General features: G+C 67.2%; 1 protein-coding gene and 1 pseudogene. Both read left to right on the top strand.

Going from position 1 to position 1,899, the window contains the following annotated elements; genetic code table 11:
• Window positions 1-317, top strand: a pseudogene (locus RT567_RS16435) (competence/damage-inducible protein A); the annotation flags it as partial.
• A gap of 181 nt (window positions 318-498) precedes the next feature.
• On the top strand, window positions 499-1,794 hold the full coding sequence (locus tag RT567_RS16430) for an outer membrane protein transport protein (protein WP_313577269.1): 1,296 nt from the start codon (window positions 499-501) through the stop codon (window positions 1,792-1,794).
• Window positions 1,795-1,899: the final 105 nt, after the last annotated feature.

Here is a 1,899-nt window from a genome sequence, read left to right as displayed (position 1 = left end):
GCGTGCCCAAGATCATGGAGGCCATGCGGGACGACGTGGCGCCGCGCCTGAAGACGGGCGCCCCGGTGCACAGCCGGTCGTTGCGCGTCACCGGCGCCAGCGAGGGCGCCGTGGCCGACATATTGCGCGCCGCCGCCGAGGCGCGACCGCACCTGTCCTTCGGCTCCTACCCCTTCGGTTTCGGCGCCGGACAGACCGCCGGCGAGGTCGGAACTCAGCTGGTGATACGAGGCCGGGATCAGGCTGAAGTTGACGCCGCGGAACACGATCTAACCGCAAACCTGCGTTCTTCAGGCATCGAAATTGCCGTTACGTAACCTCACCAAGGTGTGAAATTGTGCGATTTTTGCGCCACGCTTTCGCCGAGAAGCGGTCCGACACCGGCCTTGGACGCAACGCTTTCATGACACGGACGCTGTGATGAGTAGCGTGGCGGCTCTCCCCGAACCAAGGCCGTCCGCTTTTCCAATGGCCGGCCCACGACATAGGTGAAGCGTAATGACCCCCAGGAACATGGCCCGCCTCGGCGGCCTGGCTCTGACCACCGCCCTGATGACGGGCGTGGCCGCCCCGGCTTTCGCCGGCTCCTTCTATCTGCAGGAACAGTCCGTGCGCGGCGCCGGACGCGCCTTCTCGGGCGAAGCCGCCGACCGCGGCGTCGGCTCGATGTGGTGGAACCCCGCCTCCATCGCCCGCAGCGGCCGTGAGGTCTCCGTCGGCATGCACGCCATCCGCATCGATTCCGAAGTGAAGAACGCCGGCTCCTACCTGACCTATCCGGGCGGCGTGGACGTGCCGGTGCGCAACCCGCGCAACACCGAAGTCGATCCGATCGAAAGCGGCCTGGTGCCGAACTTCGCCTTCGCCACCCCGATCGGCGACCGCTTCGCCGTCGGCGTCTCTGTGGCCGCCCCTTACAACTTCACCACCAAGTATGAGCAGAGCTCCTTCGCCCGCTACGACGCTCTGACGTCGGAACTGCGCTCGGGCGACGCCAGCCTGACCGTGGCCTATCAGGTCAACGACTGGCTGGACGTCGGCGCCGGGCTGAACGCCCAGTTCGTCAAGGCCAAGCTGACCTCGGCCATGCCGAACCTGTCGCCGCTGCTGCCTGACGGCTCCAACAGCCTGGAAGGCGACGGCTGGGACTTCGGCTGGAACGTCGGCGCCCAGGTGCACAAGGGCCCGTGGGACTTCGGCCTGTCCTACCGCTCCAAGATCGAGCATGAACTGGACGGCGACGTGGTCGTCTCCGGCCTGCTGGGCCCTCTGGCGGGCGCCAACGTCTCGACCGGCGGCAAGGCCAGCTTCAACACCCCGTGGTTCGCTTCGGCCTCGGTCCGCTACGCGGTCAACGACAAGCTGACCCTGAACGCCCAGGTCAACCGCATCGGCTGGTCCGAGTTCGACGCCATCACCGTCGAATACACGGGCGGCGGCGACGTCATCCACCAGAACTACAAGGACGTCACCACCGGCGCCATCGGCCTGGACTATGCGATCAGCGACAAGACCACGCTTCGCGCCGGCGTCGGCTATGACCCGACCCCGACCCGCGACAGCCTGCGCACCGCCCGCATCCCGGACGCCGACCGCTGGCTGTTCTCGGTGGGCGGCTCGACCGAAGTGACCGAGGGCGTCACCTTCGACGCCGGTCTGACCTACATCGCCTTCAGCGACTCGACCATCCACGACGACCGCACCCTGTATCAGGGCGCCATGACCTCGCACCTGCGCGGCGAGGCCGAAGGCTCGGCCCTGGTGGCCTCGGTCGGCGCGCGCTGGGCCTTCTGACCCAGACCCGACGACTGACGTGAAAACGGCGGCTCCCGCAAAGGAGCCGCCGTTTTTATATCCTCCCCATGTCATGGGGAGGTGGATCGGTCGCGGCAGCGAACG

Origin of the sequence: Brevundimonas sp., from assembly GCF_032107865.1 — a bacterium.
Taxonomy (GTDB): domain Bacteria; phylum Pseudomonadota; class Alphaproteobacteria; order Caulobacterales; family Caulobacteraceae; genus Brevundimonas.
This window is presented reverse-complemented; position numbering and strand designations above follow the sequence as displayed.

Coding starts and splice junctions, on each gene's coding strand:
- RT567_RS16430 (WP_313577269.1), top strand. CDS start 499: ATGACCCCCAGGAACATGGCCCGCCTCGGCGGCCTGGCTCTGACCACC.